The organism is Cyanobium sp. WKJ7-Wakatipu, from assembly GCF_024345355.1.
Lineage (GTDB): Bacteria > Cyanobacteriota > Cyanobacteriia > PCC-6307 > Cyanobiaceae > Cyanobium_A > Cyanobium_A usitatum.
Genome location: NZ_JAGQAY010000038.1, coordinates 1 through 16,352, shown reverse-complemented (window position 1 = coordinate 16,352; position 16,352 = coordinate 1). Strand labels below are relative to the sequence as shown.

At 57.9% G+C, this 16,352-nt stretch carries 27 protein-coding genes; 20 read left to right on the top strand and 7 right to left on the bottom strand.

Annotation, left to right across the window (positions count from 1 at the left end):
- Positions 1–215: 215 nt before the first annotated feature.
- The 17 genes from KBY83_RS14140 (at position 216) to KBY83_RS14060 (ending at position 10,071) form a co-directional block, all read left to right on the top strand.
- Entirely contained in the window at positions 216–842 is a 627-nt protein-coding gene (locus KBY83_RS14140; RefSeq protein ID WP_255020204.1) for a hypothetical protein, read from the top strand.
- A 274-nt stretch (positions 843–1,116) separates the two neighbouring features.
- Positions 1,117–1,677: a hypothetical protein gene (locus tag KBY83_RS14135; protein ID WP_255020203.1), complete on the top strand. Its 561-nt coding sequence runs from the start codon at positions 1,117–1,119 to the stop codon at positions 1,675–1,677.
- 691 nt (positions 1,678–2,368) lie between these two features.
- Positions 2,369–2,788 carry a hypothetical protein gene (locus KBY83_RS14130; protein ID WP_255020202.1) on the top strand — a complete coding sequence of 140 codons (420 nt, stop codon included), beginning with the start codon at positions 2,369–2,371 and terminating at the stop codon, positions 2,786–2,788.
- Positions 2,789–2,847: 59 nt separating this feature from the next.
- Complete coding sequence (locus KBY83_RS14125) at positions 2,848–3,807, top strand: major capsid protein (protein ID WP_255020201.1); 960 nt, start codon at positions 2,848–2,850, stop codon at positions 3,805–3,807.
- A gap of 3 nt (positions 3,808–3,810) precedes the next feature.
- Positions 3,811–4,239: a hypothetical protein gene (locus tag KBY83_RS14120; protein WP_254993316.1), complete on the top strand. Its 429-nt coding sequence runs from the start codon at positions 3,811–3,813 to the stop codon at positions 4,237–4,239.
- Positions 4,239–4,754, top strand: coding sequence for a hypothetical protein (locus KBY83_RS14115; RefSeq protein WP_255020200.1), 516 nt, complete (start codon positions 4,239–4,241; stop codon positions 4,752–4,754). Before KBY83_RS14120 ends, KBY83_RS14115 begins: the two co-directional genes overlap by 1 nt.
- A gap of 149 nt (positions 4,755–4,903) precedes the next feature.
- Positions 4,904–5,200, top strand: coding sequence for a nucleotidyltransferase family protein (locus KBY83_RS14110; RefSeq protein WP_255020198.1), 297 nt, complete (start codon positions 4,904–4,906; stop codon positions 5,198–5,200).
- Positions 5,184–5,549 (top strand): DUF86 domain-containing protein, encoded by a 366-nt coding sequence (locus KBY83_RS14105; protein WP_255020197.1) that lies wholly within the window; start codon positions 5,184–5,186, stop codon positions 5,547–5,549. The genes KBY83_RS14110 and KBY83_RS14105 overlap by 17 nt, the downstream gene beginning before the upstream one ends.
- 53 nt (positions 5,550–5,602) lie before the next feature.
- Positions 5,603–6,394: a hypothetical protein gene (locus tag KBY83_RS14100; RefSeq protein ID WP_255020195.1), complete on the top strand. Its 792-nt coding sequence runs from the start codon at positions 5,603–5,605 to the stop codon at positions 6,392–6,394.
- A gap of 110 nt (positions 6,395–6,504) precedes the next feature.
- Positions 6,505–6,633 (top strand): hypothetical protein, encoded by a 129-nt coding sequence (locus KBY83_RS14095; protein ID WP_255020194.1) that lies wholly within the window; start codon positions 6,505–6,507, stop codon positions 6,631–6,633.
- 72 nt (positions 6,634–6,705) lie between these two features.
- Positions 6,706–6,864 (top strand): hypothetical protein, encoded by a 159-nt coding sequence (locus KBY83_RS14090; RefSeq protein WP_255020193.1) that lies wholly within the window; start codon positions 6,706–6,708, stop codon positions 6,862–6,864.
- Between the two features lie 266 nt (positions 6,865–7,130).
- A complete protein-coding gene (locus tag KBY83_RS14085) occupies positions 7,131–7,484 on the top strand; it encodes a hypothetical protein (RefSeq protein WP_255020206.1) in 354 nt (117 codons plus the stop codon).
- Positions 7,445–8,086 carry a hypothetical protein gene (locus KBY83_RS14080; protein WP_255020205.1) on the top strand — a complete coding sequence of 214 codons (642 nt, stop codon included), beginning with the start codon at positions 7,445–7,447 and terminating at the stop codon, positions 8,084–8,086. The genes KBY83_RS14085 and KBY83_RS14080 overlap by 40 nt, the downstream gene beginning before the upstream one ends.
- A gap of 95 nt (positions 8,087–8,181) precedes the next feature.
- Complete coding sequence (locus tag KBY83_RS14075; RefSeq protein ID WP_255020192.1) at positions 8,182–8,745, top strand: hypothetical protein; 564 nt, start codon at positions 8,182–8,184, stop codon at positions 8,743–8,745.
- Positions 8,746–8,748: 3 nt separating this feature from the next.
- Complete coding sequence (locus KBY83_RS14070; RefSeq protein ID WP_255020190.1) at positions 8,749–9,297, top strand: hypothetical protein; 549 nt, start codon at positions 8,749–8,751, stop codon at positions 9,295–9,297.
- Positions 9,298–9,471: 174 nt separating this feature from the next.
- Positions 9,472–9,684, top strand: a complete 213-nt coding sequence (locus KBY83_RS14065) for a Nif11-like leader peptide family natural product precursor (protein ID WP_255020189.1) — start codon at positions 9,472–9,474, stop codon at positions 9,682–9,684.
- A 126-nt stretch (positions 9,685–9,810) separates the two neighbouring features.
- Entirely contained in the window at positions 9,811–10,071 is a 261-nt protein-coding gene (locus tag KBY83_RS14060) for a hypothetical protein (protein ID WP_254937205.1), read from the top strand.
- Between the two features lie 312 nt (positions 10,072–10,383).
- Here KBY83_RS14060 and KBY83_RS14055 read toward each other — a convergent pair whose 3' ends face one another.
- On the bottom strand, positions 10,384–10,626 hold the full coding sequence (locus tag KBY83_RS14055) for a hypothetical protein (RefSeq protein ID WP_255020187.1): 243 nt from the start codon (positions 10,624–10,626) through the stop codon (positions 10,384–10,386).
- Positions 10,627–10,820: 194 nt separating this feature from the next.
- On the opposite strand from KBY83_RS14055, the gene KBY83_RS14050 reads away from it, so the two are divergent.
- Both KBY83_RS14050 and KBY83_RS14045 read left to right on the top strand, forming a co-directional pair.
- Positions 10,821–10,964 carry a chlorophyll a/b-binding protein gene (locus KBY83_RS14050; RefSeq protein WP_094560385.1) on the top strand — a complete coding sequence of 48 codons (144 nt, stop codon included), beginning with the start codon at positions 10,821–10,823 and terminating at the stop codon, positions 10,962–10,964.
- 247 nt (positions 10,965–11,211) lie between these two features.
- A complete protein-coding gene (locus KBY83_RS14045; protein ID WP_254962026.1) occupies positions 11,212–11,448 on the top strand; it encodes a chlorophyll a/b-binding protein in 237 nt (78 codons plus the stop codon).
- Positions 11,449–11,554: 106 nt separating this feature from the next.
- Here KBY83_RS14045 and KBY83_RS14040 read toward each other — a convergent pair whose 3' ends face one another.
- From KBY83_RS14040 to KBY83_RS14020, 5 genes are all read right to left on the bottom strand, one after another.
- On the bottom strand, positions 11,555–11,707 hold the full coding sequence (locus KBY83_RS14040) for a hypothetical protein (protein ID WP_254962027.1): 153 nt from the start codon (positions 11,705–11,707) through the stop codon (positions 11,555–11,557).
- 569 nt (positions 11,708–12,276) lie between these two features.
- Entirely contained in the window at positions 12,277–12,549 is a 273-nt protein-coding gene (locus KBY83_RS14035) for a hypothetical protein (RefSeq protein WP_255020185.1), read from the bottom strand.
- 401 nt (positions 12,550–12,950) lie between these two features.
- On the bottom strand, positions 12,951–13,274 hold the full coding sequence (locus KBY83_RS14030) for a hypothetical protein (RefSeq protein ID WP_255020184.1): 324 nt from the start codon (positions 13,272–13,274) through the stop codon (positions 12,951–12,953).
- A 157-nt stretch (positions 13,275–13,431) separates the two neighbouring features.
- Positions 13,432–13,833 (bottom strand): LexA family transcriptional regulator, encoded by a 402-nt coding sequence (locus KBY83_RS14025; protein ID WP_255020183.1) that lies wholly within the window; start codon positions 13,831–13,833, stop codon positions 13,432–13,434.
- A gap of 64 nt (positions 13,834–13,897) precedes the next feature.
- Positions 13,898–14,116, bottom strand: a complete 219-nt coding sequence (locus KBY83_RS14020; RefSeq protein ID WP_255020181.1) for a hypothetical protein — start codon at positions 14,114–14,116, stop codon at positions 13,898–13,900.
- Positions 14,117–14,645: 529 nt separating this feature from the next.
- Here KBY83_RS14020 and KBY83_RS14015 point away from each other — a divergent pair.
- The gene (locus KBY83_RS14015; RefSeq protein ID WP_315858992.1) at positions 14,646–15,512 is read left to right on the top strand and encodes a DUF2939 domain-containing protein; all 867 of its coding nucleotides are present in this window, start codon (positions 14,646–14,648) and stop codon (positions 15,510–15,512) included.
- A gap of 18 nt (positions 15,513–15,530) precedes the next feature.
- Here the strand turns inward: KBY83_RS14015 and KBY83_RS14010 are convergent, their stop codons facing one another.
- A complete protein-coding gene (locus tag KBY83_RS14010) occupies positions 15,531–15,866 on the bottom strand; it encodes a hypothetical protein (RefSeq protein WP_255020179.1) in 336 nt (111 codons plus the stop codon).
- Between the last annotated feature and the right edge of the window lie 486 nt (positions 15,867–16,352).

The following is a 16,352-nucleotide window of genomic DNA, read 5'->3' as shown; positions in this document are numbered from 1 at the left end:
GCTTTGCAACTCTTTGTTGTTCGTCCCAGAAACCTCGCTGGCCCATGGAAAGCATGTAATCTTGAAGCCTTAGTATAATTCAAATTCGGTCGCTATCAAGCGGTCTTGCGATTTTTCGAGGTGCCCTCAATAAGCCAAGCAATGCTCCCCATGAGGAGAGACACTTAATTCCAAATATACTTTACCCCCTTTACCCCCTAGGCGCGGTTGCTCTCTTGACTGCTCTCTTTGTTGCATTCGCGTCTGGCATCAACCCTGCGTCGGAAAATATTACACCTGACAAGGGTACCGATAAAGATTCGGAAGCCAGCTTTGAAGTGCAGGAATTATCTGCAATGCTAGTTCAAAACCAAGCAGGCTTTAAAAATGCACGACTAGTTTGCGAGTTAGATAATATTGCTAATAGATTTAAATCTCTTTCGTCTGAGGCGTCTAGCTTGAAAGCGTTAGAAGTAAAAGGCCAAGCTGATGTTGGTGCTAAAATAGCGGTTGAAAGAATCTCTCAAATCAATCAGCCAGGAAAAGCGGAATACTGGGAAAACTGTTCTGTTGGCGTTGGATATGATTTTTATGACAATTACACATGGGATATTGGGTCAACCTACAGAGGTACCATTTTTGGAGTTGCGAAAAAAGACTGCAAGAGCCCGGCCCTTGAACTTCAATTTGCAGCCGATTCTCAATATAAAAAAATTCTCTTTTCGAAGTGGGTATTATTTAGTCCTAGTCCTGATACTGGAATAGCTCAAAGTATTCCATTTGAGGTGCCCGCTAGTAGCCTGAATGGCGTCTCTGCAGTGTGGCCCCGCGTTGCAAGTGTTGCATGTAATCACGCTTCTTGAGATTTTCCTTAATCGGTCTGGACTTTGCTTTGGCTTTTTGTGCTTTAACTAAATGTGAGCCGACAGCAAAGGAATCCGCGGATTTTACTTAATGTTTAAACTCCCTAATGCGTTTACTGTCGCTGGCCAGCCTCTTGCAATAGTCTTGATTTGTCTGCGTTTATTCTGCTCTCTGTATTGACATGGACTCATTGCTCTCTATACTTCTGTTGCCTCTTGGGGAAACATAGCTGGCACTAGTCAATGCCTCATTCCTCCTTTATCCTAGCATCTCATGATTGACACAGTTTTTTCCCAGCTATTGCAACGCTTGGTCAACAGTGGATTCGACAGGCTTAAGGTTAGCAAAGATTTTCTCATCCTGAAGCGACTAGCCCACGAGCGAATCTGTAGAGAGCTTTTTTGGAATTTAGAGTGCATCAGCAACAGCCGTCCTGACGAACGCTCTGTTTATTTATCATTGATGCGCACTGACGCGTTTGATGATCTTGTGAAACTTGGAGCCCCTATGGACGATATTTTTGGATCTCATGTCACCGCCCTTATCGGGCCGCCTGCTTCTGCTCTTTCGAAGCAATTAAGGAGGCGACTGAAGGGCGTCGACCTCTTATCTCATCTTCTAGATCGCACCTACAATAGAATATGGATGCTTCGTCACCGAGTAACACATGGTCTTGAGCTGGGAGATATTTCTTATCTTCGCCAATTATTAAAACTGAGCCTCGCGGAGACCACCAATTTTCGCGATGCATGTATTGATGGTCGTCCGATTGCAAACAGGAATCCTGGTCAACCTATGACGTTTATTGCTGATAGTGATTCGGCTGTTTGGTAAAAGAGACTGGATAATTCCAGACTATAGATGTGCTCCCGCTGCAGGTGGTGACGGACTTTGATCGCGCCCTTCAGGGCGGGCACTGCTGGAATCGCAACCGTCGGTACAGCTGTCGGAGGGGTTGTCGTTCTGGTTTTCCCAGGCCACCGGCAAAGTATTGGCATGGGCTGGGGCCTCAGGAGCCGGCCGTGTCGATGAGAAGGTTTACCGCCAGGGAGCGGCCTCGGTGAGGACCGCATGATCTGCATTGATCACGGCTAGCCGCTACCGCTCGATTCCCTTGATTTGCTCGGCTCTGCCTCCCAGGCATCCACGAACTGCTGCCAGCTTTCCGCTGTGAACGGTGCCTGGGGCTGCGGGAGTGGTTGTGGTTATGGCGGCAGATCCTTTCCCCTGCTTTTGCCGCTCCAGGTCCTCTACGTTCAGAACAGCGCATCTCATCGATATGGCTCCTACCTGCAGGTTTCAGAAGATCCGATCCAGAGGGGCTTTGGCAGCTGCAGTTGGCTTGTTATTGCTGTCGCTTAGACCCGCGCTCGCTTTGCCTGGCGAGAGTGGAAGTGAGCTCGTGCGGAACTGGCGTTCGGCCACTCACATCCTCCCCAGACCTAAAGCGGACCCGAAGTATACAGATGGCTATCCCGACCTCAGCTCCCAGGGGACAGCAGCAGGTGGAAGACTTGCCTTCAGCGTGTTCCTGAACAGCAGCGGTATTTCTGAAACTGAAACCATTGACTACAGGCCAGAGGCGTGCGAAAGCGAGCCATATCGCTGCTCTGGAAAGGTGATCTTCCAGAAAAGCGGTAATGACCTGGGTCACCTGCTGATCGCTGAGGTCCTTGGACCAGAAGTCCTAGAGGACTTTGTTGGCTCAGATGTCCTGAGAACAGTGAACGAGCCAGGAGAAGGTTCAAGTCAGGTCAGCGTGTTCTATGCCGGCCAACGCTTCAACTACACCACCTGGGTTCACAGTGAGCCGGGAAGGACAAGGGCGATCTCCCACTTCAGTGTGCTGGAGAAAAACGATGCGGAGCTCCGCAGTCGCATCCGATTGGCTGAGACCTGCTCCAACCCTGCAATGAGAAGTGATCCTCTCTGCAGTGCTCCTTGAGTTAGAGCTGCGTGCTCGGCAATAGCCCCTGACCTCCCTGGGGCGCTGCCCCCTGTGCCATGGGCCTCACCTTGATCGAGGCAGCCAAATACGAAAACAGGCTTGAGCATTTAGCTGTGCTCAAGACGTTTTCAGAGGGCGAACTGCTCGCCCAGCTGCCGTTCATGAATATTGCCGGCAGCGGCCTGTTTTATTCCGCTGAACAGGAGCTGCCATCTGTTGGCTTTCGCGCTGTCAACGAGGGCTATACCCAGAGCTATGGCGTGGTGGACCAGCGCGCAGAAGCGGTGCACCTATTTGGTGGTGACGTGGATGTGGATCGCTCGATCGTTGACCTGATGGGCCCTGAGGCCCGTGCCAGCCAGATCGAGATGAAGGTGCGCTCCATGCGGCTCACCTTGGAGGCAACGGTGATAAATGGCGATAGCAGCGCCAACCCCAGGGCATTTGACGGGCTCAGTAAACGCCTGCAGCCAGGCGATGCGATGGCAATCGACAACGCAGGCAATGGCGGCAGTAGCAGCGGTGGAAGTGGCAGCACTGCTCCTGGTGCACCGCTTGATTTCGATCGCCTCGATGAGTTGATTGATTCGGTGAATGCCTATGGCGGCAGCAAGGTGCTGGTGATGAGCAAGGCGATGCGCCGTCAGCTCAATGCCCTGGCCCGCGCCTCCATTGGCGGCGGGGTGTATCAGACCAGTACCAACTCCTTCGGGATGACGGTGCACCGCTACCAGGACTGCGAGCTCGTAACGGTTGACCGCGATGCCCAGGGCATTGAGGTGATGGGTTACGACGAGGCGGGCGGCACCAGCTCGATCTACTGCTGCACCTTTGGTGACCAGGGTGTCACGGGTTTGCAGGGCCCCTTCCAGGGTCGCTATGGCATTTCGGTGCGGGACCTAGGCGAGGTACCTGATGCCCCGGTGTTCCGTACCCGCGTCGATTGGTACGTGGGCTTTGCCGTGCTGCAAAGCCGCGCTGCTGGACGCCTCTTCAACATCACCCCTGCAAATTGAGCCATGAACGGCAATCCCTTGCTTGATGCGGAGACCACCCTGGTGGGCTGGACCAACCGCAGCGCCATACGCAACTTGGAGCGCACCTTTCTCTCTGGAGAAGAGGTGCTGCTTACAACCAAGCTCGATGCGGCGTCACGCTTCTCAGTAGTAGCAAGTAATCCAGGCTCTGCTGCTGCAGTTGAAATTCAGGTGTCCTTTGCTCCTGTGCTCCGTGATGGCACAACCGGTAGCTGGGTGGTTGCAGCAACCGTTGCACTGCCAGCAGAAGGGGGGCGGGTGGAGGCATTCATCAGTGGACGTGACATCCAGCTCAATGCTGCTGATTTAGCGGATGTAGACCTGCCGGCGGTTTGCTTTGCCAAAGCGGAGGTAAGCCCCGAGACCCCTGAGGGGATGCATGTGGGACTTACGGCCACTATTCCTGCTTGATGGTGACTCCTGTGCGCCATGACCTAAGTGATCCAGCCATTCCTGAGGGGATGGTGCGGATCAGTGCTGGATCAGAGCACCGCTACATCTGGCCGGTGCACCTAGGCGGCTGGCAAAGCCTGGGCTGGCAGCTGCAAGAGGCTGCAGCAGAGCTACCGGATACAGCTACTACCGGTGCGATCGATCTGGTTGCTCCGCTCGCGCCAGAGCCAGGGCAAGTAGCTCAGCCAGTGCCTGCTGTTGAACCAGCAGTAGTGCCTGAACCGAACTGGGGACCAGAAGCCGAACCAGCAGCAGAGCCCGAGCCAGAAGCAGCGACTGCTCCTACGCCAGTGCCTGCTCCAATGCCAGCGCCTGACTTCCAGCCAATGAACAAGGCGCAGATCCTTGAGCACTGCTCCAGCGTTTATGGCGTCGAGCTCGATGGCAGCCAAACCAAAACAGAGCTGGTGGAGCAGGCCACGGCACTGGCGCAGCTACCGGTTGAGTTGCTGGATGGCCCGTCACACCCTTAGGTCCCATTAGGGGCGCCATGCGAATCAGCGCCGCTTGGTGCGCGCTGGGTTTTTCATCAGACGGTCGCGCTCAGCTGCCTTCAGCCATCAACTGTTGTGCAGGCTGGCTGCTTACAGTTAAGTGATGGTTCTGCTGCCTGGCTTTTGCCATGACCGCCAGCACGCAAGAGTTGATTAAACGCATCCGCGAGCACAGCCCCCAGATGCAGGAGCGTTTTGGTGTGCGCCGTCTGCGTTTATTTGGATCTTGGGCACGGGGCTCAGCTCAGCCTGAAAGCGATGTGGATGTGCTGGTGGAGTTTGAAAACCCTGCCAGCGCCAGGCACTTCTTTGGCTTGCAATTTTTTCTGGAGGATTTGCTTGGCAGCCCAGTTGACCTGGTGAGCGAAAAGGCCCTACGCCAAGAGCTGCGACCGATGGTGGAAGCCGATGCCATCACCATCTGAGCGGCGCAGCCAGCGGGACTGGCAGCTCTATCTCAATGACATGGAAGAGTTCGCTCGCCGTGCAATCAGCTATTGCACAGAGCTCAGCCAAGACGATTTCGATGCCAATCTCCTTGTTCAAGATGCCGTATTGCGCAATATCGAATTAATAGGAGAAGCGGCGACACGTATTCCGCAGGACGTACGTGACGCCTACCCGTCAATCGCATGGAGGCAGATAGTGGCCATGCGCAATCAGCTGATCCATGGCTACCTCGGAATTGATCTGGAGATCGTCTGGGATGTGGTGCAGGTGGAGCTGCCTTCGTTGCTCGAGCAATGCGTCCAGCTGCGCGCGCATCGGCAATAGCTGTTGATCTGGGAGCGCATCCCTCGGCTCCCTGCCATCTAATGACCATTGCCATGCGCACCAGCGTTGCGATCAGCAGTGGTGGCATCAGCGCGCAGCTGATCCGCCTGCTGCCACCTGCTGGCTGTCCTGGTGAGGCGAAGTGGGTGCCGCCCAATGAGGTGCAGCGCTGGGAGCAGCTGGGGTTTGGGCGTGCGCCGATCCCAGCTGCGGAATTGGAGCTGAGCTGGCAGCCCGCTGGCCCGGAGTCGGGCGGGCTGATTCCGATCGAACTACTGCTCAACCCACGCCTGATGCCACCCAATGCGGTGACGGTGAACTGGGGCGACGGCACTGCCGAGACCCTGCCCTGGCCAGTTGGCGGCGATGGGAATGGCCGGCTCCAGCACGGCTACACCAGCCGCAGGGACTACACGATCACAACAGAGCTCACCGGCAGCGGTGTTACGGCAACGCTGCTGGTGAGCCTGGCGGGCTGCCCGATCTGGTCACCGGAACCACCAGCACCGGCTCCAGGTCCTGGTCCAAATCCTGGCCCGGGCACGGTGCTGCCCTTGATTCCTGGTGCTGGCCTAAGTGGCGCTGCTTACGACGGCAGTACAACCCAGCAGTGGAGTCTGACGCCATGGAGGGGCGGCAGCAGTGCTGGTGGTGTGCCAGCCAGCGATGGATCTAGCTCCCTATTCCTTTGCTCTGATGGCACCTGGGCCATGCCGCTAGGCGGCAGTGGTGGAACGGTTTGGTTTAACGGTGCGGGACCACCGCCGCTGACGCTCAGTGGTGCTAATCCAGGTGACTACTACCTGGACAGCCTCAGCGGCAACTTTTATGTGCTGGAGGGTTGATCGGCAATAGCGAGCAGGTCGCACCGTGAGGTGCGCACCGCAAATTCGCACCAAGGGGTGCGCGCGGCAACGTTGCAGCTGATTGATGCCCTGGAACCAGAGTTTGAACCTTGTTGGTCCTGCTGGAGCTGCAGGTGCTGCTGGAGCAAGCGGAGAACCAGGTGCTGCTGGTCCGGCTGGAGATATTGGTCCTGCAGGTGAAGTGGGCCCTGCAGGTCCGCAGGGTCCTGCTGGCCTAGCTGGCCCGGCTGGTGAAAGTGGCCCGGCTGGAGAGGCCGGCCTAGCTGGTGATGTGGGTCCTACTGGCATAGATGGTCCACCAGGAGAGCCTGGCCCTGCTGGCCTTGATGGACCCCCTGGGGCAGCTGGACCTCCTGGTGAGCCTGGCCCCACTGGAGAAGCTGGGCCAGCTGGCGCTGCCTGTAATACCGAGTTCCGCGTTGATACAGGTGTGCCGCAGTACTACTTAGCTGCAGAAGGACGCTGGGGAAACCTTGCTGTTTTGGCAGTGGCTTCTGCGCCCGCTATTGCAATGGCTGAACTGGATCCAAACCTTGAGGCGCGTTCCCTTGATTCAGCCATAAACCAAGACGGCACATCTTCTGGCGCGGGCCAATGAGCTGGCTAGAGGCGCTCAACCTTGCCGGGCCGGCTGGTGATGCTGGTGCACAAGGAGAGGTAGGAGCACCAGGCCCTGCTGGACCACCTGGCGTGGCAGGGGCAGTAGGCGAGCCTGGTGCTGCCGGTCCTCAAGGCCCGCAAGGAGTTCAAGGGCCCCTTGGCCCTCAAGGCCCTCAGGGCCCTCAAGGCGCGCCCGGGGCGCAAGGCAGCCAAGGCGCTAAAGGGCCCCAGGGACCGCAAGGCCCTGCAGGAAATCCTGGTGCAGCAGGAGCGCAAGGCGTCATCGGCCCTACTGGTGCAGCGGGGCCGCAAGGCCCTGCAGCTACTAGTGATTTCCAGGTGCTTGCTGGTGTTCCCCATGCCTATATGGCAAATCAGGGGACCTGGGTGCCGCTTGGCATTGAGCCGCTTGCTCCTGTTATTCCAGAGGTGGGCGCACCGATCGGCGGCGGCTACTTTGCTGGGTTGATTAGCCATACGGCAGATGGCAACCCCACCCATTACCTAATCGTGGCGCCGCGTGATGCGGGCGCTACTGGCGGCTCTAATACCGGCATGCCCGAGGTTTACCCGCAGGCATACAACCCCACCTATAGGGACTACGGGCCAAGCGGTGGTTGCGGCAGCAGGCATGACGGCTGGGCGAACACCGAGTGGATGATCCAAAATGGTGTTCACCCTGCTGCCCAGTGGTGCGCGGCATTAAATATCAACGGCTACGACGACTGGTACATGCCAGCGCACTATGAGCTGGAGATTGCCTACTTCCATCTCAAGCCAACAGCAACGCCAAACGTGGCTGATCCAGCCTATGGAGATGGGATCAACCCATATGCAGTGCCAAGGCGTGACTACCTATTCCCCCCATACGTGCCAGCTCAGTGCTTAAACCCTGCCTTTCAGTGGGGCGGGGCGGAAGCATTTATACCAATTATTCACTGGACATCATCAGAGAGGGATACGCGTGATTGCTATGTGTTGAGCACCGATAGCGGCTTGTTTTCTTGGATGCCCAAGATATTTATTTCACCGGTACGCGCCATGCGCAAGATTCCCTACGGGTCGCTCTAGTCCAGTCAGCTTGCTGAACGCGGCTGCAGCTGCGGCTAGCGGTGCGATACGGCAATAGCTGCTGTTGACACACCGGGCTACTGGCCCGCTTGACCATGGCTTGGGTAGCAGGTGGCTCTCTTAAAGGACCGCAGGGTGAGCAAGGCATTCAGGGCGCCCAAGGGGTGCAGGGCCTTGCTGGCGCTGATGGTGCCCAAGGCGTCCAGGGACCACAAGGAGAAGCTGGTATCCAGGGTCCGATTGGTCCTGATGGTGTTCAAGGTCAGCAGGGCATCCAGGGTGCTGCGGGCCTGGGCATCACCTTCAAGGGCCAGGTGGCGACAGAAACGGAGCTGCCAGCTGGTGCAGCCCAGGGCGATGCCTACATCGTGCAGGCCGATGACTCCTTTCAGGTATGGGATGCGGCCAGCAGCACCTGGGTGAATGGTGGCTCGATCCAGGGACCACAGGGAATTGAGGGTCCTGCAGGCGTTGCTGGTGTTCAAGGAGAAATAGGCCCTGCTGGCGCTCAAGGCGTGGAAGGACCAGCCGGCGTTCAGGGCACGCGCGGTACGGGCTGGTTCAACGGCAGCGGCGCTCCTGCAGCTGACATCCCTGGTTCGATACCCGGTGATCTTTATTTAGATAACGCCACGGGCGATGTGTACACGCTGAGCTGAGCGTTGGCCTGGTCGCTTGCTGCCAACCTGCAGGGCCCGGCTGGCCCGAGCGCTGTGTCGGCTGATGCCGGCAACAGCGCCAGGTTGGGCACTGACGCCAAGGTGTTTGTGCCCTCCTCCCTTTACGTCCTGCCCGTAGCGACGGCAAAGGTGCTGGGCGGCATCAAGGTGGGTGCTGGGTTGAGCATCACCGACGACGGCGTGCTGAGCGCTGCGATGGCCACCACCTACGTCAATAAGGCTGGTGATGTGATGAACGGCCCGCTGCGCTGGGCCAATAGCGGCGGTGTTTCAACCTTTAATGGCCGGGACGTTTACCTGTACTACGACGGGTCCTTCTTTCGCTGCCAGCTGCCGTCTTCTAGATCGGCCTGGCGAATTGAGAACAGCAGCGGCCAGGTGACCTTTGGCTCTTGTCCTGCAGCGGCAGGCGCGCCAGTTGCGGCCAGTGACCAGGCTAATAAGAGCTATGTCGACAGCCGAATGACCGCCGTGCTTGATGAGCTGCTTGCCCTCAAGGCAGAGGTGGCTGCCCTCAAGGCTGCGACCTGAGGCCTTGCTACTGGCTGGCTGACCCTTTATTTGCCTTACCAGTAGGTGCTCTCAGCAGATCGCTCCTGCGATCGCAACGCTCCGCCAAGGCATCAATGCGCCGCAATGTGCCTCAGGGAACCTGGCAGCAGGCACCAGTTCACGCGAGCTTGATCCCATCTCTGCTTTGAGTGGATGAGCTGGTCCGATCTGGTGCGGTTGGTGGCTGATGCAGAATGCAGCCCGACACTCCAGCAGGTCCTGCGCCAGTGCCATAGCCGCCAGGAGCTGCTACGCACTGCTCGCCAGCTGGGCTACCGGCTCACCAGATCTGACTTGCAAAACGCCTGGCTGGAGCACCACAACGCAGGGGAAGTTCAAGGAGCGGATAAAGCCTCCAATTACTGAGCCCTAACGCTTCTCAAGGACAGGCGTGCTCTAGCCAGCCCACTGCCCTAGCCAGTCCCCGAGCCCCGGGAGCCACGCAGCGAGGCTGGGCGCGACAGCATGTAACGAAGTCGTTACATGGCTCTCATGACAGTCGGGGAAGTCTTTCTGGAGTCGATCTCTAGCGGTGTGATCACGGAGCATGAAATCTCCTGGGTTGCCTCCCACCAAGGTGCCTTTGCACGCCACGAGGAAGCATTAGCGCTTCGGTTGGGGCGCTTGGTAGACGAGGGGCAGATCAACCTTGGATGCCGCCTGCCGAGTCGCCTTGTCCAGCACAAGCTTGTGCTCAACGAATGGATCGAACCGCTGGGCCGGCGCCGCGGTGTAGCGGCCGCTTGCGCCTGACTGTCTGCCGACACCGCAGCAGCTCCTATGACGCAAGACAACACACTGCATTACTGGCAGAACATGCGCATTGCCATGGAGGCTGCCGGTGCAACCTCAAGTGCGATCTACAAACGAGCTTTGGCGATCACCCAAGGCCTGCCAGATCCTCTGGCAGCTCAGGATTCAGCCGAGGGGTAACTGCTAGTCCCTTTCTGAGACGGGGGCAGCACCTCCGGTGGCGGTCCTCCTTTCGCCTTGATCACCGGCAGAAATCAAACAACTCCAGTTCTCAAGCCTTGGGGTCGCTGGTGCTGTAGCGGCTCGGCGAACTTATGCCGCATGTTGCTCATCGCCCACCGATGGTGGATGGCCCACCAGCTCAGAAGACTCGCAAGCGCTGATCCAGCTACGCAGCAGCGGATAGCGCTGAACCATCGCTGCGTATTCAGCTGATTGACGGTAGGTGGATTCCAAAAGCCGGTAGTCAAGGTCCTGCTGCATGGACTGCTGCTCACCGCAAACCAGCTCTGCTGCTAGCGCGAGATGCCTGCGGTCTGAATGATCAATTGTCATGGAGATCAAAGCGGGCGCCAATGACTGCGGCAAAGCGCTCTGCATCAACCCTGCTGGTGACGGCTGGCGGCTGCTGCTCCTGTCAGTGGGAGCAGACAGAAAGCGGCGCTGGCAGCCGAGCAGGCGAGAGCGGGGCACCCCTTGCATCGCATGTTCACAACCTGTTACATTGGCTTTAACACTTCGTCACAATCATGACTGAGTCCGCTTCTCGCTTCGGGTTTGTCGCTTTCGCCGAAACCTGGAATGGCCGTCTGGCAATGCTTGGTTTCGTGATCGGTCTTGGTACCGAGCTGCTCACCGGCCAGGGCATCCTTTCCCAGATCGGTCTGGGTTGAGCGCCATGGAAACCGATTACACCGCTGCAATTTCGGTCGTTGCACTGATCACCGCCGTGCTCTCGGCAATGACGATCTACGTGCTGAGCCGGCCTACAGACCTAGCCAAGAGGGTTGAATGATTTCCGCAATCACAATCCTTCTTATCGGTGCCTGGATTGTTGGTGCTCTCAACCAGCCGGACCTTGCCGATTGAGCTTTTAGCTCTTGTTTGTACAGCGCAGCAGTTGTTTCGCCACCAAAAGCCATGACCAACACTCCTTCTAACGACCCAGCGCTTGATAACAGCGCGGAACAGCTGACCCTCATGGAGCAGCTCAAGCAAGTGGAACTGTTTAACGGCCGCGCCGCCATGGTTGGCATCGTCACCGGCATCGTGGTGGAAGGCCTCACCGGCTTTGGCATCGCCCATCAAATAGGCCTAGGCGCCTTGGTTGATGGCTATGCCGCCTGCCGTACCCAGTTCCTGCCCTTCTGCTTCTGAGCTTCTGCAGGCTTTTTATTTTCTGACCCCTAGGTATTGCCTGGGGTTTTTTTGTTTGATGCCAATGGATTAACCGATGGCCTACTGGGCCACCGGCAGGCCGGCATTAGACGGACCAGCGCAGGGGAGGCTCGAGCTCTTGGGGCTCTTCTTCCAGCTGGATTAGCCACCAGGCTGCTGGATAGGCGGGCTCGGGCTGTGGCTCCTGCCATTGACCGGAAGCTTGTGCTTCTTCCCAAGCATCAATGAGGGACTGCATGGTGGTGGAGAGCGGGAACATCGCTGTGATGCAAAGAACGCGCACCTGACACCCCGAGAAGCGGGGAAAACTGGAGAGCGGTTTTGCAGAGCCGATGGGCCCCCTCCACCCAGCTGAGGTGCTGAATCGACGGAGACGGGTAGGCAAACGGAAGACCGACCAGGCGGGAGAGGCTGTAGTTGTCGTAGTTGTCGTTCAGGACTTTGCAGCTGCCAGGTTTCCCCGCGGGCACGGGCCTATGCGGAATGCCCGAGCGGGAGCGAGCGGCTGGAGCAGGCAGGCCGCTGCTCTACTTCCAGCTGACAAACGGGCAGAAGGGGCAATGGAACCCGAGCAGGCGGGAGCGGTGGAATCCCATGGTGCGCTGTTGTCCCACCGGTCGGTGCCCGGCATGCACGGTTTTTTTAGCGGCCGCAGACGCCGCGGAACCCCGACCAGGCGGGAGTGGGTGGAGCAAGAAAGGCCGCTGCGCTGGTCTGCTTTCTCCTCTCTTTTGCTCCCCGGCTCCCTAGCCCTGCCCACCAAGCCAGCACCCCAATAAAAGGGGGCCGATGGCCCCCCAGGGGGGATTAGCAGACTGAGACGGTGACGCCGGGGAGGCCTTGGAATCTGCGTGCAAAGGCAAATGCTTTTTCCGCAGGGATTAGCCGCATCTTCTTGACCGGCGTACCGCGCCTCCCGAAGTGCTCAACGGTGCAGGGCACAGCGCCGCTCTTTTTGATACCGGGCGCATAGCGGTGGACGATCAGCATGCGGATATTGCAGACGGGGCCTTGTGGAGCTGCCATGGAAATTTTGGCGAGGAACCCCCAGGTGACGCCCCACGGCGCAGCAGTAGGCAAGGGTGGCGTAGCCACTTGCGTAGCCCTTTCCTGCTGTGAGCAAGTGAGGGCAACCTGCAAGGGGTGCTCGACGAATTACCAGCAGTGCCCAACCCCAACGGTGCTAGTTCTTTCCGCTTGCCGGCTGCTACGGCCGGGATCAACCAAAGCAAGCGGGGCGGAGTGCTGCTTTTACGCAGTGGGGCGCTGAGAAGGCCTCAAGGGATGCGGTCCTGCTGACTGGCAAGACAAAGCACCTGCATTTCAGGCACCCGGTGTCAGCCATGCATAAGTGCCCAGCTGGGGGGGCCAGAGGCCCTCTCAAAAACTGGCGTTGGCATGGCTCTGGTTCAAACAACCGAATTTCGGTGGTTTGAATTGATCGGCGTCAGCCAGCAGAAACTGGCCCTTGGATTGCCAGCTCAGATAAGCGCCACCTCCCCAGGGAGCAGAACCCGGCGCTTCTGAGCTGCTGCCAATACCTCTTGGCGATAGAGCTCTTCTCCAGCGGCGCTAAGGGCTGAATCGATGGCATCGATACGTGCCAGGCACTGAGCGATGGCAGGCAGCACTTCCTCTTCTAGGAGGGTGATTTCCTCTTCTCCATAGGGCTGCTCGCTCCAGGTGCGGCGCAGCGGCAGATCACGGCGCAGCAGCTGCTCGATAGAGCGCGAAGCGCGATCAAGCAGCAGGAAGGGATCTTCCTCTGGCCGGCAGAACTTGGACTGGGCGGGACAGGTGGCCATGGGATTCGGCGCCAGGTGTGGCGCAGCGATGGGACCGATCCCAGAGGCGTACTGACGCAGGAAGGAAGCACAATGGAGAGGACCCGGAGTAAGCCCCACCGGAAGCTGATCCAGCTAGGGCAAGTCCTCTGCACAGGTCAGTACAAGGCAGGAGCGATCAGATCTTGCGTAAGCGCGGCTTGTTGAGGTGATGCACCGCATGCACCACCACGCCAAATAGCCCTGAGCGATCAAAGACCTCCAGGTCCAAAAGAATTGCTGCTTCTCCTGGCCGCACCGGTTCAAGTAACCACTGCTCTCCCTCCCGCAGCAGCGGCCGCATCAAGAAGCTGCCCTGGTGGGCAACGACGACGACATGACCGGAGCAGGGTTCAACACTGCGGTCGATCACCATCAGGTCGCCGTCGTTGATTCCGTGCTGGCGCATGCCATTGCCGCTGGCCCGCATGTAGAAGGTGCAGACCGGGTTGGGAATCAAGGCTGCTTGGAGATCCAAGCCCTCACCCAACGAGCCCGGGCAGAAGGGCACAGGCTCGCCAATAGGCAGGTCGGCCAACATCAAACCAGGAGCGGCAGCAGTACAGCCGTTCTACTCCTGGTGAGGTGGCTTGGGTTGGGCTTGTTCAGCTGCCGGCTTCTGGCCAGGGAAGCAGCTTCATATCCCCCACCTTGTTCCAGGTTTTGCATTTGGGATCAGCCAGCCGGTAGAGGGCGTTGCCGTCTGGTCCGCTCTTGGTGACGACCAGGACCGGCGGACCAGGCCAGTCAATCCGCCAAAGCTGCTCACCATCGGCAAACACGATCAGATCGCCAGTGGCGGGGTGCTTGAGGTCTGGGGCCATCTCAGCACCGTAGAAACCCACAGGCGATTGGCTGCCCAGCCACAGCCCCCTCCGGCGCGAGCGGAACAAGGACAACCCGAGGTGGGTTGCTCGATGGATCGTCTGCCAGGTGGCTCAGTTTTCGTGTCGCCTCTGGCTCAGTTTTCGATGTCGCCTGACAGGAGTCCCGGCTGCAGCAATCCCAACCTCAGCCATACCACGGGTTTCACTCTCTTGGCGCCTTAAAGCGAGTGACGGCGAGTGACAGAAAGGAGCGCTCACAATAGGCAGGCTCCCCAACCTGGGCTTCTCATGGCTGAACACGATGGACGGAAGCTCAGCGTTCGAGAAATGATCAATGCTCACCTGTTCCCGCTGTTGGCCTTAGTCGCCACAGCGAGCACAGTCTCGATTGCCTTATCGCTTGGCCCAATTGCTGGCCAGTCCTCCCGCTGGAATCAGTGCTTTGAAGCTGGGTTGGCGTGGCTGGAGCGCACCAGTCCTCGCGTCAAAGGCGGCGACCGTACGGCCATTGCGGCCAACTTCTGCAATGGAGGCCTGCCCAACAAGCCTGCTCCGTAGAGACACAGCCGGTGCCAGTACCTCAGAACTAGCGCCACGTTGGATGAGTGGCCAGGCGTGGATCCAGGACCCCAAGACCGTCAACGCCATACGTTTCCACCTGGATCCCAAGTGTTGGAGCGCATGCCCGATGTACTTCGTCGATTCAGGCCGTCCGCTGCCTGGGGCACCACCCCTGCTCAAGACTCGTAGTCACCTGCACCTGAAGCATTCTCGGGAGTTTTGGAGGAAGCACAATTGTCTCCCTCGAGTTAAATTAGGTGAGCTGCCAGAGGATACAGTGTTAAATAAGCGATTGGTTGTTGGCGGATTCTCGCTGGCTGCGGCATTGGCAGCTGGCTACTACCTTGCCAGCCCTTTTCTAGCTTTAAACGGTCTCAAGAACAGCTTTAAGAACAAAGATGCGGACAAGGTCAATCAATACATTGACTATCCAGCCCTTCGTGAAGACCTGAAGGGGCAGCTGATGGCTGCTGCAATTAAGAATATGCAGAGCGACCCAGAAATGAGTTCAAACCCATTCTCCGGTTTCGCTGCGGCCATTGTTGGCCCCATGGTTAACGCAATGGTCGACTCCTATGCGACGCCATCTGGAATGAAGACTGTAATGGCCTTATCTTCAGGTGAGCAGGCTTCTCAGGATGAAACTTCTCAAAATCTTGCTCAGCGTGCAAAGGACTTAAACGAAGCTCTCAAGAAAACATCTTTTGGCTATGAAGGCTTGGATAAATTTGGAGTTACGGCAACAGGAGAAAACGGTGACAAGACAAAGCTAGTGTTTGCACGCTCTGGCTTTGCTGACTGGAAACTCAGGGCTGTGGTTTTGCCGCAGTGATAGACGATCTTGCTGACTTCAAAGGATATTCCCTGGTGCCACCACCTTTATATCTCGCGAATTGGGTTGTCCCAGTGAGGCTCTGAGGTCGCCACCTAGCAGCGTTGCATCAGCATTGGCCCCTCTGATGAGCTCTTCGCTATCGAGGTACTTGCTCACTCCTTCCCCCGAGCCACGCCCGCAGCAGCTCGTGGCAGATTGATGGCGATGGAGCAGCTCTGCAGTCACCGCTGAGAGGCTTTCAGAAGGGTGCTGGGCGCACGCGATTTCCTGTGCATGGGCAGGGTCCATTGCCTGCACCATCTCGATGCCGAGGCCGGTACCCTCGGAGAGGAACACCGCGAACTGAGGCATGGAGGTCAGGGTGGCAGAGTGAGCTGGTTTGTGGGCCGCCTATATAGCGCGCTGCCTGTAGCACCACTGGAGAATATGTGGCGGCTAATCCGGCAGACGGAAGCAGCTTGCGATTGGGCTGAATCCTCAACGGTGCTGGCAATCCTCTTCCGATGCATCCGCCACAACACCCAAGGGATAAAGCGTTGCCGGCCCCTTGGAGCGAGCGAGAGGTGCCTGGTTCCACGAACATGCAAAGCAGGATTCGTATCCACAATCTTTGGCAGGCTGTTTCGCCAAACAAGACCATGCCAGAGCCGGATTCGTTTATGGGTACCTCGAAATTTACGAGATTTGCCAGCTCTGATCACCATAAAAAAACGTGATTACCCATAAGCCTCCGCAAGCCTGAGATCGCGCTCCGTGCAAGGCGTGCAGCAGCAGACTGCATTGGCGATCCGTTCCGTCATCGCAACCATTGAGAAACGCCGGTTGAAGCGGAAGCAG

Excerpts from the sequence above, each read along its gene's own strand:
- KBY83_RS14010 (WP_255020179.1), bottom strand. The coding sequence starts at position 15,866 with ATGCCTCAGTTCGCGGTGTTCCTCTCCGAGGGTACCGGCCTCGGCATC.
- KBY83_RS14025 (WP_255020183.1), bottom strand. The coding sequence starts at position 13,833 with ATGTTGGCCGACCTGCCTATTGGCGAGCCTGTGCCCTTCTGCCCGGGC.
- KBY83_RS14125 (WP_255020201.1), top strand. The coding sequence starts at position 2,848 with ATGGGCCTCACCTTGATCGAGGCAGCCAAATACGAAAACAGGCTTGAG.
- KBY83_RS14060 (WP_254937205.1), top strand. The coding sequence starts at position 9,811 with ATGACAGTCGGGGAAGTCTTTCTGGAGTCGATCTCTAGCGGTGTGATC.
- KBY83_RS14030 (WP_255020184.1), bottom strand. The coding sequence starts at position 13,274 with ATGGCCACCTGTCCCGCCCAGTCCAAGTTCTGCCGGCCAGAGGAAGAT.
- KBY83_RS14105 (WP_255020197.1), top strand. The coding sequence starts at position 5,184 with ATGCCATCACCATCTGAGCGGCGCAGCCAGCGGGACTGGCAGCTCTAT.
- KBY83_RS14115 (WP_255020200.1), top strand. The coding sequence starts at position 4,239 with ATGGTGACTCCTGTGCGCCATGACCTAAGTGATCCAGCCATTCCTGAG.
- KBY83_RS14100 (WP_255020195.1), top strand. The coding sequence starts at position 5,603 with ATGCGCACCAGCGTTGCGATCAGCAGTGGTGGCATCAGCGCGCAGCTG.
- KBY83_RS14090 (WP_255020193.1), top strand. The coding sequence starts at position 6,706 with ATGGTCCACCAGGAGAGCCTGGCCCTGCTGGCCTTGATGGACCCCCTG.
- KBY83_RS14135 (WP_255020203.1), top strand. The coding sequence starts at position 1,117 with ATGATTGACACAGTTTTTTCCCAGCTATTGCAACGCTTGGTCAACAGT.
- KBY83_RS14020 (WP_255020181.1), bottom strand. The coding sequence starts at position 14,116 with ATGGCCCCAGACCTCAAGCACCCCGCCACTGGCGATCTGATCGTGTTT.
- KBY83_RS14075 (WP_255020192.1), top strand. The coding sequence starts at position 8,182 with ATGGCTTGGGTAGCAGGTGGCTCTCTTAAAGGACCGCAGGGTGAGCAA.
- KBY83_RS14055 (WP_255020187.1), bottom strand. The coding sequence starts at position 10,626 with ATGACAATTGATCATTCAGACCGCAGGCATCTCGCGCTAGCAGCAGAG.
- KBY83_RS14120 (WP_254993316.1), top strand. The coding sequence starts at position 3,811 with ATGAACGGCAATCCCTTGCTTGATGCGGAGACCACCCTGGTGGGCTGG.
- KBY83_RS14110 (WP_255020198.1), top strand. The coding sequence starts at position 4,904 with ATGACCGCCAGCACGCAAGAGTTGATTAAACGCATCCGCGAGCACAGC.
- KBY83_RS14040 (WP_254962027.1), bottom strand. The coding sequence starts at position 11,707 with ATGCAGTCCCTCATTGATGCTTGGGAAGAAGCACAAGCTTCCGGTCAA.
- KBY83_RS14065 (WP_255020189.1), top strand. The coding sequence starts at position 9,472 with ATGAGCTGGTCCGATCTGGTGCGGTTGGTGGCTGATGCAGAATGCAGC.
- KBY83_RS14015 (WP_315858992.1), top strand. The coding sequence starts at position 14,646 with ATGGAGGCCTGCCCAACAAGCCTGCTCCGTAGAGACACAGCCGGTGCC.
- KBY83_RS14045 (WP_254962026.1), top strand. The coding sequence starts at position 11,212 with ATGACCAACACTCCTTCTAACGACCCAGCGCTTGATAACAGCGCGGAA.
- KBY83_RS14050 (WP_094560385.1), top strand. The coding sequence starts at position 10,821 with ATGACTGAGTCCGCTTCTCGCTTCGGGTTTGTCGCTTTCGCCGAAACC.